Source organism: Pseudoalteromonas gelatinilytica, from assembly GCF_001641615.1.
GTDB classification, from domain to species: Bacteria; Pseudomonadota; Gammaproteobacteria; order Enterobacterales; family Alteromonadaceae; genus Pseudoalteromonas; species Pseudoalteromonas gelatinilytica.
Genome location: NZ_LRRU01000014.1, coordinates 215,724 through 230,846, shown reverse-complemented (window position 1 = coordinate 230,846; position 15,123 = coordinate 215,724). Strand labels below are relative to the sequence as shown.

The 15,123-nt window shown below is 41.7% G+C and carries 12 protein-coding genes; 4 read left to right on the top strand and 8 right to left on the bottom strand.

Annotated features, from left to right (window positions below; all coding sequences use genetic code 11):
- Positions 1-591 precede the first annotated feature (591 nt).
- Complete coding sequence (locus NH153_RS06875; RefSeq protein ID WP_063702274.1) at positions 592-1,449, bottom strand: tetratricopeptide repeat protein; 858 nt, start codon at positions 1,447-1,449, stop codon at positions 592-594.
- An 83-nt stretch (positions 1,450-1,532) separates the two neighbouring features.
- On the opposite strand from NH153_RS06875, the gene NH153_RS06870 reads away from it, so the two are divergent.
- The gene (locus NH153_RS06870) at positions 1,533-2,846 is read left to right on the top strand and encodes a M20 metallopeptidase family protein (RefSeq protein ID WP_063702272.1); all 1,314 of its coding nucleotides are present in this window, start codon (positions 1,533-1,535) and stop codon (positions 2,844-2,846) included.
- A 1-nt stretch (position 2,847) separates the two neighbouring features.
- On the opposite strand, the gene NH153_RS06865 is transcribed toward NH153_RS06870, so the two are convergent.
- From NH153_RS06865 to pomA, 4 genes are all read right to left on the bottom strand, one after another.
- Positions 2,848-4,758, bottom strand: coding sequence for a DNA topoisomerase III (locus NH153_RS06865; RefSeq protein ID WP_063702270.1), 1,911 nt, complete (start codon positions 4,756-4,758; stop codon positions 2,848-2,850).
- Between the two features lie 66 nt (positions 4,759-4,824).
- Positions 4,825-5,301: a hypothetical protein gene (locus tag NH153_RS06860; RefSeq protein ID WP_063702268.1), complete on the bottom strand. Its 477-nt coding sequence runs from the start codon at positions 5,299-5,301 to the stop codon at positions 4,825-4,827.
- A gap of 129 nt (positions 5,302-5,430) precedes the next feature.
- Positions 5,431-6,354, bottom strand: a complete 924-nt coding sequence (locus NH153_RS06855) for a flagellar motor protein MotB (RefSeq protein ID WP_063702266.1) — start codon at positions 6,352-6,354, stop codon at positions 5,431-5,433.
- Positions 6,355-6,357: 3 nt separating this feature from the next.
- Positions 6,358-7,125, bottom strand: coding sequence for a flagellar motor protein PomA (pomA, locus tag NH153_RS06850; protein WP_063702264.1), 768 nt, complete (start codon positions 7,123-7,125; stop codon positions 6,358-6,360).
- A 272-nt stretch (positions 7,126-7,397) separates the two neighbouring features.
- Between pomA and xseB the strand changes: the two genes are divergently transcribed.
- The 3 genes from xseB (at position 7,398) to dxs (ending at position 10,484) form a co-directional block, all read left to right on the top strand.
- Entirely contained in the window at positions 7,398-7,640 is a 243-nt protein-coding gene (gene xseB, locus NH153_RS06845; RefSeq protein WP_054552565.1) for an exodeoxyribonuclease VII small subunit, read from the top strand.
- Between the two features lie 4 nt (positions 7,641-7,644).
- Complete coding sequence (gene ispA, locus NH153_RS06840) at positions 7,645-8,532, top strand: (2E,6E)-farnesyl diphosphate synthase (protein ID WP_063702262.1); 888 nt, start codon at positions 7,645-7,647, stop codon at positions 8,530-8,532.
- Between the two features lie 89 nt (positions 8,533-8,621).
- Positions 8,622-10,484, top strand: coding sequence for a 1-deoxy-D-xylulose-5-phosphate synthase (dxs, locus tag NH153_RS06835; protein WP_063702260.1), 1,863 nt, complete (start codon positions 8,622-8,624; stop codon positions 10,482-10,484).
- Between the two features lie 60 nt (positions 10,485-10,544).
- On the opposite strand, the gene NH153_RS06830 is transcribed toward dxs, so the two are convergent.
- From NH153_RS06830 to thiL, 3 genes are read right to left on the bottom strand one after another with little or no spacing between them, the layout of a single operon-like run.
- Positions 10,545-13,631, bottom strand: coding sequence for a ligand-binding sensor domain-containing diguanylate cyclase (locus tag NH153_RS06830; protein WP_063702258.1), 3,087 nt, complete (start codon positions 13,629-13,631; stop codon positions 10,545-10,547).
- A 33-nt stretch (positions 13,632-13,664) separates the two neighbouring features.
- Positions 13,665-14,150: a phosphatidylglycerophosphatase A family protein gene (locus NH153_RS06825; protein WP_063702255.1), complete on the bottom strand. Its 486-nt coding sequence runs from the start codon at positions 14,148-14,150 to the stop codon at positions 13,665-13,667.
- Positions 14,147-15,121 carry a thiamine-phosphate kinase gene (gene thiL, locus NH153_RS06820; protein ID WP_063702253.1) on the bottom strand — a complete coding sequence of 325 codons (975 nt, stop codon included), beginning with the start codon at positions 15,119-15,121 and terminating at the stop codon, positions 14,147-14,149. The genes NH153_RS06825 and thiL overlap by 4 nt, the downstream gene beginning before the upstream one ends.
- Positions 15,122-15,123 lie beyond the last annotated feature (2 nt).

Genomic DNA, 15,123 nt, shown 5'->3' with positions numbered 1-15,123 from the left:
TGCTCAATGAATTCTGAATTTTGATATCTTTCGATATCGAATTGACTGTGCTGAAACAAGTAAACTTGTTTCCGTTGGTCACTCAGTTCAATTGAGACTCTAAATTTGTTTGCGTCCCTACCGAAGTAGTTCTGCTGTTAGAACTCAATCTGTACGAGTGCCCACACAGATGATTGCTTTATATTGTTAAAGAACGTTGCGACGTTGTCGCTAGGGATGCGTATAATACATCCTTAAATTTTCGAGTCAACACTTAATTTTAAACTTTCTTTTTAGACCGTTTTAAACCGAAGTTTTACTTAACTCTCTGTCACCTTGTTCAGCGCTTTTCATTGCTGCCCGCCGTGTCAGTGGATGCGCATTATAGGGATGCGAAGAATTAACGCAAGCACTTTTTGTAGAAAACTACTAAAAACTTACCTTTCGCGCAAAAAACAAGCTAAAGGCAGTAAAAAACACAGTTTACTGTACAAAATACAGCCAACTTTTCTCGAGAGGATCTTAAGTATTATCGAAATTAGGTAATACGCAAGTTTTTAAATAAAAAAAGCGCCACAATTTTTAATGGCGCTTTTATCAATCAATAATGGATTAGTACAAGATACTATATAACTTACGGCGATACTTAGATGCCAAGGCATCGCCATCAGGTAAAGAAGCGATAATTTCTAGATAGCTTGGTTTTGCATCTGCGTAATTAAGATCTTTTTTAAGTACATTAAATAACATCTCTAAAGCTTCTTCTTTACGACCCGCACTATTAAGTGCATTACTTAGTTCTACTTTTATCTCTAAATCATTTGGGTATTTTTCAGCTTTCGTTTGTAGTGCTTTTATTTCAGGTGAATCTGTTGCAGCTAATGCTTGTTCACACTTTGCTTGAATATTTGTGAAATACGCATCTCGTTCATTTTCTGCAACTGAAGCTAACAATGCTTGCGCATCTTCTAATTTATGTATTTGAATACAGATATCAGCTAATACTAATTTTACACGCGTATGGCTTGGATCTAACTCGTAAGCCTGCTTTGCGTAATTAAAGGCATTATTTAAATCTTGATTAATTAACGCTTGTTTAGCTTGCTCTAATAATAACTCGTGCTGTGCTGGTAAATGTTTTGCAAGCGCATCACGAATTTGCTGTTCTGTTTGAGCACCCGGTAACATATCGACAGGTGCAGAATCTTTTAACATCACAAGTGTTGGTAATGCTTGTAAACCAATTTGTTGAGCAAGTTGCCCAGCAAGAGCTTGCTCAATATCACAATCTAATGTTGCTACCAATAAATGCTCACCATATTCATGTGCGATTTTTTCTAAAATAGCAGCTTGCTGATGACACTCAGGATTTTGCGCAGAGTAAAAAGTAAGTAACACTAATTTTTCAGCGGATGTTTCACCCAAAGCTTGCTGCAAATTTTGCGGGGTAAGATTTATCATATTATTCATTTGATTGATTGCACTATATAAGTATTTAGGTTTTTATATAGTGGCAAACATAACAATTACAAGTCCCACAGGTCGAGGTCATTATGAAATTATCTGCTATTTCTGCAGCTTTATTACTTCTTAGTCCATTCGCACAAGCAACAACACTAGATTTAAACCTTCAACAAACTATGCCTGAGATTGAAAAGCTCTATTTAGACTTGCATCAATCTCCTGAACTGTCGTACCACGAAAAACAAACAGGCCAAAAGATAGCAAAGCAATTAAAACAACTAGGCTTTACTGTTACAGATAATGTAGGGGGTTACGGCGTTGTTGGGATTTATGAAAATGGTGATGGCCCTACAATTATGATCCGCACTGATACTGACGGATTACCAATTGTTGAACAAACCGGTAAGCCTTACGCTTCTAAAGTAACCGTCACTAATGATACGGGTGCAACTGTTGGCGTAATGCATGGTTGTGGTCATGATATTCACATGAGTTCATTTATTGGCACAGCACAACAGTTAATGACCCACAAAGATCAGTGGCAAGGTACACTAATGATGGTCGCACAACCCGCAGAGGAAGTAGGCGGTGGTGCAAAAGCAATGCTTAAAGAAGGGCTCTTTACTAAGTACCCTACCCCAGACCATGTTATTGGGTTACATGTAAGTGCGAGTGTTCCAGCTGGTAAAGTCAGTATGAAAACTGAATATACGATGGCAAGTGTTGACTCTGTTGATATTACTGTAAAGGGTAAAGGCGGTCACGGTGCCTATCCTCATACAACAATAGACCCTGTTGTGATTGCTTCGCGCATTGTATTAGCACTACAAACAATTACGAGCCGTGAATTGTCACCATTAGAACCGTCTGTTATTACTGTTGGCTCAATTCATGGTGGCTCTAAACACAATGTCATTTCAGATGAAGTAAAACTACAACTGACACTGCGCAGTTATAACCCTGAAGTTCGTTTACAACAAATCGCGGCGATTAAACGAATTTCTAAAGGCATAGCATTAAGTGCTGGCCTTGATGAAAGCTTAGCGCCTGAAGTCTATGTACATGAAGACGAATCAATTCCTTCAACTTATAATAATCCAGCTCAAACCAACCTAGTGCGTTCAGCAATTGCTAACGCTATTGGTGAAGAGAATGTACTTGAAACTGAAGCTGTCATGGCAGGTGAAGACTTTGGTCTTTATGGTCGTACAGAGCAGCACGTACCAATTACTTTGTTTTGGTTAGGTGGTGTTGAACCGAGTCAATATGATGCAGCAATGCAATCTGGCGCAACATTACCTTCATTACACTCAAGTAAGTTTGCGCCTGATTACAAGAAGGCGCTTCCTACTGGCATTACAGCGATGAGTAACGCCGCGGTTGCCCTATTCAACAAAAAGTAGTTTAGGCTGACTTGGCTCTAGGCTTAGCTTTTCTTTTAAAACGTCGCTTTTGCGGCGTTTTTGGTAATTGGGCGAATACTTGACTGTCGCACTGCTTTGCTTGCTCAACTAAAGCATGCAGCTCTGCTAGTAATGGCGTTAAAAACTGCTGATAACTCATATGTTGCTCAGCTATATTCCCTAACGACGCTTCCCACTTAGCTGTTAAGTCAGGGCTAGCAAGCTGCTCTGGTAATGTACTTATGAGAGCTTTACCTGTTGCGGTAGCTAGAATGTTTTTACCCTGACGCTCTAAAAAGCGGCGTTTGAATAAAAGTTCAAGAATACCTGCCCGTGTAGCCTCAGTGCCTAAGCCATCAGTTTCTTTGAGGATCTTTTTAATTTCAGGGTCTTTCACATAGCGGCTGATACCTGTCATAGCACTTAATAAGGTAGCATCAGTAAAGTGTGCTGGCGGTGTTGTCATTTTATCTACCACTTCACCTTGATTACAATGCAGCTGCTGACCTTTTTCAAGTGGCGGTAAGGTCTGCTCATCTTTTAATTCGGTTTTGCCCATTAATGCTTTGAAGCCTAAGCTAACATCTTGCTTAGCCGCTGCTTTAAAAAGCCCACCCGCAATTTCGACCGTTACTTTGGTTTCGTTAAATAGATAGTCTGGATAAAACTGAATTAAATAATGACGGCAGATCAACCGATAGATTTTTTGTTCATCACTATTTAATGAGGCTGAGCGAAGTTGTTTTTCGGTAGGAACAATGGCGTGGTGAGCTGCAACCTTACTATCATTAAAACATTTACTCCGCTTACTCATATCGGCTTGCTTGCAAGCTTCACTTGCTTGCCCTTCATTATTCGCAATAGCAGCAATAATTTTAGCTGCATCTTTATGATGCTCTTTTGGTAAATAGCGATTATCTGAACGAGGATACGTAATTAACTTATGACGTTCATATAAACTTTGACAGGTATCGAGCACCTTTTGCGCTGGCATTGAAAATGCTTTTGCCGCATCAATTTGTAAAGCGGATAAATTATAAGGTAGCGGGGCTTGTTGCTTTTTTTGCTTTTGCTCAAGCTCAGCTACTTTAGCTGGCTGATTAGTTATTCGTGATACAACATTTTCAGCAAGCCCTCTATGCAATACTCTACCCTCTTCATCTTGATAAGGTTCGCAAGCTTTACTTGGTTGCCACTTAGCAGAAAATGTTTGCTGCTGCTCTGTTTCAAGGTGTGCTAAAACTTCGTAAAAAGGTTTTGCTACAAAATTAGCGATTTCATTATCACGATTAACGACTAAACCTAAGATAGGCGTTTGTACACGCCCAACAGATAACACATTACCAAATCCAGCTTTTTGCCCAGCAAGCGTATAAGCGCGAGTTAAATTCATGCCAAATAACCAATCGGCACGTGAGCGAGCTAAGGCTGATACGCTCAAGGGAATAAAATCGCGATTCGACTTTAAGTTATTCAGTGCTTTTTTCACCGCACTTAAGTTTAAGTCGCTGATTAATAGTCGTTGAATTTGCTGTTTCTTAGCTTGGCTTAATTTGACCTGTTCAATTACCTCATCAACCAATAACTGGCCTTCGCGATCAGGGTCGCCAGCATGAACAATTATGTTTGCCTGCTTAATTAGCTTTTTTAATACAGTAAGTTGTTTGCGTGTTTTTGCTTTAGGTTTTAATTGCCATTGTTCTGGCACGATAGGTAAGTGCTCAAATCGCCACTTTTTAAAACTTGCATCGTAATCATCTGGCTCTGCTTGTTCAAGCAAATGACCAATACACCAAGAAACACAATCACCATTAGCAAGCTCTATATAACCATCCTGTTTTTTTTGTGGTTTAGGCAATGCATCTGCAATGGCTCGCGCCAAGGACGGTTTTTCGGCAATGTAAAGTTTCATAACGCAACACTAAATACTGTTTTTATAAACAGTAGTCTAGCACAAGAATTTTAACTAAGGAATGACTTACGTCTGCGGGCTACGTCGAGTAAAAAGGTAAATGAGGGGTAGATAGCAGACGACCACAGTCCCAATATTGATTAGCGGTAGCAGGGTCTTATACATGTAAGTGCTGTATGACAAATCCCACAGATGGCGGTCAACTAAACGAAACAATTGCAAAATGGGCGCCATTATAACAACAAGTTGCCCCAAAGCACTTTGCCATAAGTAAACTTTATCTTTAATACCTAAGTAAGCAATGACAGCCATCCAAGCAATATCATTAAAAGCCCAAACGACATAGCGCCAGATATAAATGTCATCAAATGCTTTTAAAGCAGAATAAATAAGAGTCCCGTATAGGAAGAAAGCGGCTGTGATAACAGCAAAGTAAAATGCAGGCCAGTCTTTACGAAGATAAAAAATAATAATAGCTGGGCTCAAAATGAACACCCAGCTATTGCTCAAAATAACTCTAATTTGTTCAAACCAATCAGGCACAATAAAGCGTCTTAATCAGTTTTATCATCATCACCGCCATCACCATTGCCTGGCATGTAGCTATATTTATCAACTTTTTTCATTTTTATACTCCATTACATGTGTTAATGAAGTTTCACTTTAATTGATTTACGGCCTTACATCAATAGGGTCAGATTCGTGTGCTTTGCCTTGCATGATAGAGATTTCAACACGGCGATTTCGTTTACGATCTTCATCGGTCACATTCGGTACAAGGGGCCTTGTTTCAGCATGCCCTACCACGACCATTCGTGACTTATCAAAGCCTGGTGCTTTTTCCATTTCACTGGCGACTGCCACTGCGCGTTTTGATGATAAATCCCAGTTATTCGTATAAAGCTCATTCGATACTTGGAAATCATCAGTATGCCCTGACACGGTAATTTCGCCCGGCACATCTTTTAACAGCGTGGCGATATCTCGAATAATCGGTTTAAATTTTGGCTGTAAAAACGCACTGCCAGACGGGAATGAACCATTTTCTCGAATGCGAATAATAATTTGTTGGCCTAATGACTCAAGCTCAATTGCCCCATCCATTATTTGCTGTTCTAGCTGCTGGGCAATTTTCTTCACAAGTTCATTTGTTTGTTCTTGATCAGCCGCAGAAATTGACTGTTCCAAGGCTTGTTGCTGAGCCGTACTTTGTGACTCACCACCACGCTTGTTACCGCGTTGCTCTTGACGACCACCGGCAGAGCTTTCGTCGCCGGCCTGAAACTCAAGCATTTGCTGCGTCATTTCTACGGTTTGTTGTTGAATCGTTTCAATTGGAGTGGGTTCAGGCTTACCAGGCGTGAACTCCATGGCAATGACTGAGGTTCCTTTAGGAATATCTTTTACTTCTATTTTATTTTGTACACCGAAAGCAAACTTCATAGAGCCGGCAATTTGCTTGAACTTCAGTACATCCATTTCAGAGAAGGCAAGTAAGAGTACAAAGAAACACATTAATAGTGACATTAAATCTGCGAAAGTTCCCATCCAAGCAGGTAAGCCTGGTGGTGGGCATTTGCACTCTTGATCAGACATCCCCTACTCCTCGGTATCAACTTTACGTTTTGATTCAGCCAAGTAGTTTTTCAAGATACCTTCAATCACTTTCGGGTTTTGGCCATCTTGAATACCCAGTACTGCATCAAGAATTAAGCGTTGGTTAAGCGCTTCCTCATCTTTACGCAGCTCTAGTTTTACCTGAATAGGAATAGCAACAACGTTTGCTAAGAAAGCACCATAAAGTGTTGTTAAAAGAGCAACCGCCATTGCAGGACCGATTGCTTTAGGGTCATCCATGTTTGACAACATAGCAACCAGACCGATCAGTGTACCGATCATCCCCATCGCTGGAGCGATATCGGCGAGGGACTTAAATAAGCCTGCACCAATTTCATGGCGAGTAGCAGTAAGGGAAATATCTTTTTGCAGTGTAGCTCGTACCACATCAGCATCATGACCATCCACTAACATATCAACCCCTTTACGCATAAAGCCGTTAGGGATTTCGGCTTCTTCTAATGCTAAGAAACCACCTTTACGTGCTGAGTCAGCTAATTCTACTGCTTTTTCGATTAATTCTTCTGGCGATTCAATTTTGAACATAAAGGCTTTCGCAGCGACCTTACCAATGCCCAAAAATTGCCCCATAGTGAAATTCGATAATACGATAAAAATCGAACCACCAAATACAATGACCACCGAAGGCGTGTTGTAAAACATTGCAACTTGGCCGTCACTACTTAACACCATCGACATAGCAATTAAGCCTATGGCACCAAGAATACCTATTATGGTTGCTAAATCCACATACCCCTCCAGAGGAACAATTACACGACACCCATAGGCATCAAATTTTTATTATTAACTGCTTATCGGCAAGCAATTGAAATACTTAAATCATTAAATGAATTAATTTTATTTTAATGTAAGATTTTTAAGCTACAAGTTTAAGCTGTATCTAAAACCGTAAAAATAGCATATTGAAAATGGATTATGCGTAAAAAAACACATCATTCTTTGACCTAGTTTAGCATTCCCCCTAAAATTGGCCTCACTTTCTAACAGCTATCGAGGCCACAATGGCAACAAAGAAACCAGAAAACTTAAGCTTTGAAGAAGCACTGGATGAATTATCTCAAATTGTTGCACAAATGGAGCAAGGTGAACTGTCGCTAGAGCAGTCACTAAAACAGTTTGAACGCGGCATTGCGCTGGCGAATGCTTCATCTGGTAAGTTACAACAAGCCGAACAAAAGGTTGCCATTTTAATGGGCAACGATAGCCAAGCGCCTCTTAGCAATTTTGATTCAAACCTGGACTAATTAAGTGCAATTAAAAGAACAACTACAACGCGCTCGAGAAGACGTTGAAGCACATTTAAATCGCTATTTCGAACGACCACTTAATACCGAAAAAACCATCAAAGAAGCCACGCATTATGGTGTTTTAAATGGTGGTAAGCGCTTACGTCCCTACCTTGTTTATGCAACTGGCCGAATGATGGGCGCAGACAAAGCCGATCTTGATATTCTTGCCGCTGCTATTGAGTGTATTCATAGCTACTCATTAGTCCATGATGACCTACCTGCCATGGATGATGATGACTTAAGACGTGGCCGTCCTACCTGTCATATTGTTTACGGGGAAGCGCAAGCCATACTTGCCGGAGATGCATTACAAACACTGGCATTTGATTTAATCGCCAACCATCAATTTGCAGTTTCAGCTACGCAACAAGTAAAAATGATAGCCTCGTTAAGCAAAGCCTCAGGTATTGAGGGTATGGTAGGTGGACAAGCACTGGATATCGAAGCGACCGATAAACAAATTACTGTTGAACAGCTGGAGCGCATTCACCAGCTAAAAACAGGCGCATTACTTAATTGTGCAATTACACTTGGTGCGTTGTGTGCTAAAAATTGCGATGAACATACCCTCGCGCAATTAAACCTATTTGGCCAAGCAATAGGACTGGCTTTTCAGGTACAAGACGATATCCTTGATGTAGAAGCTGATACTGAAACATTGGGTAAACCACAAGGTTCAGATATTGCAGCTAATAAAGCAACTTACCCTGCTTTATTAGGTATGGCTGGCGCAAAGCAAAAAGCACAAGATTTACTGGCTCAAGCTCATCAAGCTCTTGAGGCAATTGATTACGACACCAGCGAACTGGCGAGCCTTGCTAGCTATATCGTTGAACGTAATTATTAATGCCTACAAAAGAAAGACAAAATAACTAAAAAATCAGAGCAGCAATGGGCTATAATGCACTCTGGTTAGCGAAGGATGTATAAAAAATCATGACACTTGATAGTAGCAAGTATCCATTATTAAGTTTGGTTGACGAACCAGCACAACTGCGTGATTTAGCGCAAGACAAGTTACCTGCGTTTAGTAAAGAGTTACGCGAATACCTACTTAACTCGGTTTCGCAAAGTAGTGGTCATTTAGCATCAGGTTTAGGCACTGTTGAACTAACAGTTGCGCTGCATTATGTTTATAACACTCCTGAAGATCGTTTAGTATGGGATGTGGGTCATCAAGCATACCCGCACAAAATCTTAACGGGTCGCCGTGACCAAATGCATACTATCCGTCAAAAAGACGGTTTGCACCCTTTCCCATTCCGTGAAGAAAGCCCTTACGACACTTTCAGTGTTGGCCATTCGAGCACCTCAATTTCAGCAGCCTTAGGCATGGCCATTGCCGCTGAAAAAGAAGGTAAAGATCGTAAAACTGTAGCGGTTATTGGCGATGGTGCGATTACGGCGGGTATGGCATTTGAAGCAATGAATCACATGGGTGATGTAAACCCTAACGTGTTAATTATCTTAAACGATAATGAAATGTCGATTTCAGAAAACGTAGGTGCACTAAATAATCACTTTGCTCGTATTTTATCTGGTAGTTTCTACACCAATATTCGTGAAGGCAGTAAAAAGCTGCTTTCAGGTTTACCGCCAGTGAAAGAACTTGCTAGCCGCATGGAAGAACACTTAAAAGGTATGGTCATTCCAGGCACGTTCTTTGAAGAATTAGGCCTAAACTACATCGGCCCAATTGATGGTCATGATGTAAATATGTTGGTTGATACCTTACGTAATATGCGTAACCTTAAAGGCCCGCAGTTACTGCATATTAAAACGCAAAAAGGTAAAGGTTATAAGCCTGCTGAAGCGGATCCAATTGGTTACCATGGTGTACCAAAATTTGATCCGAGCATGTCAAAATTACCAAAATCAAAACCAGGCGCTGCCACATTCTCAAATGTGTTTGGTGACTGGTTATGTGATATGGCAGCACAAGACGACAAGCTAATGGCAATTACCCCAGCGATGCGTGAAGGCTCAGGCATGGTACGTTTTTCAAAAGAGTATCCAGCTCAATACTTTGATGTGGCGATTGCAGAGCAACATGCTGTAACGCTTGCTGCTGGCTTTGCATGTGAAGGTTTGAAGCCTGTTGTTGCTATTTATTCAAGCTTTTTACAACGTGCGTACGATCAACTTATCCACGATGTAGCATTACAAAACTTACCTGTTTTATTTGCTATTGACCGTGCTGGTATTGTTGGTGCAGATGGTGAAACTCACCAAGGTGCTTATGACTTAAGCTTTATGCGCTGTATTCCTAATATGGTTATCATGGCACCAAGCGACACGAACGAGTGCCGTCAAATGCTTTATACTGGTTACCAATGCAATCAACCTGTCGCTGTTCGTTACCCGCGTGGTAGTGCAGGCACGTGTGAGGTTGAATCAACCATGAGTGCGATTGAAATTGGTAAAGCGCGTAGTATCAAACAAGGTAGCAAAGTGGCCATCTTGTCGTTCGGTACGCTTTTAGAGAACGCCAAAGTAGCTGCAGAAGCGCTTAACGCAACAGTCATTGATATGCGCTTTATCAAACCGCTTGATACTGATGCTATTAGTGAGTTACTTAATAACCATGATGTGATTGTTACCTTAGAAGACAACGCCATTGCTGGCGGTGCAGGTTCTGCTGTGAATGAATACTTAGCTGCAATTAAAGCAAATGTGACTATCTTGAACTTAGGTATTCCAGATGAATTCATTAAGCATGGTACGCAAGATGAAATGCATGCCGAAATGGGCCTAGATGCAAATGGTATCTTAACTCGCATCAAAGAGTTCATGGCTTAAGCCAAACACCATTCACAAAAAAGGAGCCTTAAGGCTCCTTTTTTAATACCAATAGAAACGCTAGCGCATCCAAATTTTAATATCGGCTAAGCCATTAGCTTGTAGTGCACTAAGTTGCTGATCAACATTGTTGCTTTGCTCGAACTCAAACGCATCTAATTGCTCATCAAAGGTAATATTTGCAACGCCATCGCCACCGCGCTTTTTAACTTGGTGCAGTGCGATATCGGCAAGGTTAACTGAGGTTTCCCAACCAATAACTTGGCCACCCAATAAAGGTAATGGGTAGAAAGACCAGCCAATCGACGCAGTAATGGTGGTCGATTCTCCATTCGGTAATCTAAATAGGTTTGCTGCAATTGCTTCACATAAATCGGCCACATAATTGTCTATCGCTGTGCGTTTGAAGTCACGTAGTAAGAGTAAAAACTCATCGCCACTCCAGCGTGCAACATAGTCAGAACCTTGAGTACGACTATTCAATAAAGTCGCCATTTGTTGTAAACAGCTATCGCCAGCAAGGGGGCCATACGCATCATTAATGCGACTGAAGTTATCAAAGTTAATTATCAATAGAACGAGCGACTTACCCTGCGCTTGCAATGACTGCGAGTTACGCTGGAAGTGTTCGATATCTTTAGGGAGCTGATCAAATAAGAAGCGGCGACTACGTAACCCTGTAAGCTCATCTGAGTGACTAACTAACTTAAGCTGTGAATTCACTTGGTTAAGCTTATCGTTGGCTTCTCGAAGCTCTACGGTTCGTTCTGTTACTAAGCTTTCAAGCGCTAATTGCTTACGTTTCTCTTGCGCTCTAAATACCCAAAATACAAGGTAGAACAGTAAAATAAAGCTACTGGTGATCAAGAGTCTAAAATAAATAGTCTCATCAAAACGGCGCGGCACTACAAAGCTGTACTCAGTACGACGTGCTTTTTGCCAATCTTCACCACGGCGCTTTGCTTCAAGTTGGAATAAAAACGACCCTGGCGGTAAGTTGGTATAAATTGCCTCACGACGAGTATTGGCATAACGCCAATCACTGTCTAAGCCACTTAAGCGATAGCGGAACTCGATACTTGAAGGGGCATAATAATCAATCGCGGTGTATTTTAACGTTACATCGCGTTCATCAATTTGCAGCTGTGGTTTATCACCTAAGGTTGCGGTACTTAAATGACGAAGCGGCGTGATCAAGCTTTCAATACGTGGCTTAAGTGCTTGAACACCAAAAAGCTCAACGCTCTTAGGTATTTCTACCACACCTTGTAAGCTTGGGTACCAAATAGAGTTACCCGTGTCTGCTACAGCATCGTGGCCAAGGCCGGCACAACATTGACTGGCTTTACCATCTAGTTGGCGGTCAAACGATGAAATCACTTGTTCTACTTTTAAGCTCTCGATATCTGTACCAAACTGCTCTACCGGCATGCGGTATACGCCTTTCATGGTGCTGACCCAGATACGTTTTAATTGCTTATCGTAAACCAGACTAAAAATAGAGCCATAAGGTAGACCATCGGTCGCATCTAACTGACGCCATTGGCCTTTGGTACTGCGATAAAATAAACCATCGTTAAGTGAGCCAATTAATATACCCACCCCTTCAATATTCAAAATACTGGTGACGTAGGCACTTTCTAAGCTAGTTTGGTCGCCAATTTTTTCAATACCGCGGTCGGTAAAGTAATACGCCCCTTTACTGGTGCCAATTAAGCCAAAGTTTTGCTCATCCAGAACATAGGTAATAAATTTACTACTTAAGAAGGCATTGTATGCAAAAGGTGTTAAACCACCATAACTTAAGCGGTACATTCCGCGGCCTGTACCTAGCCAAAAACCGCCTTTGCTAGAACGGCTAATTGCGAATACTGGGTTATCGCGCAGTGCTCGCCCCGGCACCGTATACAAGTTTTGGTTTTCGTAATAAAACACACCGCGGCCTGTTGCGATGTACAAACGATCACCATCAAATTGTAAGTCGTGTACCGCAGCTCGACCAAATTGATTACTCGGAATTTGATTTACAAAATTCTTGTTGTAATCGAAGTAGCCGACACCGCTGCGGTTAGCTACCCATAATTTGCCATCAGGTGCTTGGCTAATCGCCATCACCGCTTCGGTCATATTTGAGATAGCTGAGTGACGCTCAATACGCCCCTCGTGAGCAAGCCATAAGCCTTCACTGAAGCTTGCCAGCCAAATGTTATTTTGATTGTCACGGAAAATATCGGCAAACCAAATGCTTTGATCGAGCTGGCTTGGCTCAACCCATTGCCAATCCCCTGAGTTATCACGAAATAACAGTCGGCCGTAAGTCGAAATCCAGAGCGCCCCATCAGAGTCACTCATAAATTTATAAACGGCAGAGTTACTCGCATTGGGCAGTGGGAATGGACGCAGCTCGTCATCTAAATCAAGAAAGTAGGCACCCAGCTCTGAGGCAAGGTATAAGTTACCTTCAAGCCACGCCATATCATGAATAATGGTTTGTGCTAAACGCTCAGGTAATGAAACCTTGGCAGTAAGCTCTAATCGTAATTTAGCAAAGTCAGATGAAGTATTGGTTAAACGCAATAAATGGCGCTCATTGACCAGCCAAATGCCTTCTGGCGATAATGCCATTTGACTCACCGAACCAACAATTTGCGTAATAGCGGTGGCATTGGAGACCGGTACAATTAACGCGGAGTTTTGATTGAGTGTGACTTGATTTCGAGCAACATAATAAAGGCCATTGGCTGCAATCCAAATGCTGCCTTTGGAATCTTCGAGAATATCGCGAACCGGGCCTTTTACATTAAAGGTCTGCGACATCATGGTCTTAGGGTCCAGTGTTACCAAGCCATTTTTGGTACCAACCCAAAGTAACCCTGTGCTATCGACTAATAGTTTATTAATACCATTACTTGGCAGGAAGTCGCTGTTTTGCGTATTGAAGTTAGTGAACGTGTTACCATCAAAGCGGCTTAGACCAAACTGGGTACCCAGCCACATATAGCCTTGCTCATCTTGGGCAATACTTTTTAAGGATTGTGATGGCAAGCCATTTTGGATGTTCCACTGTTTGACCACATACTCTGTGATAGATGCAAACGCAGGCATGCTGCAAAACACCAACAAACAGACAACTAGAAATCGCATCATATACTTGCCACCAAGTAACACTTAACTCATCGTTTAAAAAGGTAAATAACCAGCTTTAAACAAGGCTTGAACACAAATTAATGAAAAAACACCTGCTAAAATATCATCAGCCATGATGCCCAAGCCACCGTGTAAACGTCTATCTAAAATTCGGATAGGACCTGGTTTAGCGATATCAAAAAAGCGGAACAATAAAAAACCCACCAACAGTGACTGCCAACTCAATGCAGCACCAATCATGGTGATATAATAACCAGCAACTTCATCCCAAACAATGGCTGGATGATCATGTACCCCTAAGTCATCTGCTGTTTTACCACATGCCCAAATACCAAACACGCTGATCACGATTGCAAACACAATCTGTAACCACAGCGGAAAGTACATCGTGGTGAAAATAAATGGCAAAGCAGCAAAAGTACCAAATGTGCCTGGCGCTTTAGGGGCAAGGCCTAAGCCAAAACCCAAACCAAAAAATTGGTGTGGGCGTTTTAAATTGAATAAACGGTTACTGCTCAAACCGGCTCCTTCGCGAAGTGCTGAAAGCCCTTTCCTTGATAGTTAAACTTTTCACCATCAAGTAATAGCTCAATCTCACCTTCGCCACTTTTAATTTGCCCAACACAACTTGCTTCAACACCATATTGGCGTAATTTCATATCAACCATGCTTTTATTGCTTTCAGGCACAGTAAACAGCAACTCGTAATCGTCACCGTAATTTAAGATATAATCAAACTGCTCGGCACGTGGAATCGACGAATTTAATGCATCAGAAACAGGCACTTTATCGACATTGATCACCGCACTAACTTGCGATAGCGCTAAAATATGGCCTAAATCTGCCAACAAGCCATCAGAAATATCGATAGCCGCAGAGGCCGCGCCTCGCAAAACCTGACCTGCTGCTACACGAGGCGTCGGATAATCAAAGCGATTATTTAAATAGCTTAAATGTTCAGGGGCAATATCAAGGCCTTGTTTACGGGCTTCAATAGCTACACCAGCATCACCTAATGGGCCTGTTACATAAATCCAATCGCCAACTTTAGCACCGCTACGGCGTAGTGCTTTGCCTTCAGGCACAATACCTTTAGCGCAGATTGTAATAGTTAAAGGGCCTTGGGTGGTATCACCACCAATGATTTGCACATTGAAGTACTCTGCAATTTCATGCATACCTTCAGTGAACTCTTCAAGCCACTCTATATTTACCTCAGGCAAGGTTAAGCCAACCGAAATCCACGTAGGTTCAGCGCCCATTGCCGCAAGATCACTTAAATTAACAGCTAACGCCCGATGCCCAAGGGCACGCGCAGAGATGTCATCAAAAAAGTGTACGCCCGCAACTAAGGTGTCTGTTGTTACCGCCAATTGACAGTTTTCAGGCACAGTTACTAAGGCACAATCGTCACCAATACCTAGGTTCACATCACGGCGAATAATGCCACGACCCTTAAAGTAACGATTGATTAGTTCAAATTCCTTCATAC